Here is a 263-nt window from a genome sequence, read left to right on the forward strand (position 1 = left end):
GGCGAGAAAGAGCATATTTTCAATCATGCGCTGTAGTCGCTCGCATTCTTCAATATTCGACTCAATCAGTGTCTCGTATTCTTCGCTTCGGCGGGGGCGTGAAAGCGTGATTTGAGAGGAGCTGATGATATTGGCCAGCGGAGTACGCATATCGTGCGATAAGTCTGACGAAAATTGCGAGAGGCGCGTGAATGCTCGCTCCAGTCGGTCGAGCATTTTATTAATAGACGATGAAATCTCAACAAGCTCGATCGGACCTCGAT

General features: G+C 48.7%; 1 protein-coding gene. It reads right to left on the reverse strand.

Annotated elements, in window-relative coordinates:
* A partial coding sequence (locus tag AC1RPW_RS08535) for a histidine kinase dimerization/phospho-acceptor domain-containing protein (RefSeq protein WP_481769534.1) occupies positions 1 to 263 on the reverse strand: 263 nt, incomplete at both ends.

This window comes from Dellaglioa sp. CoH-55-MRSF-8, from assembly GCF_056782195.1.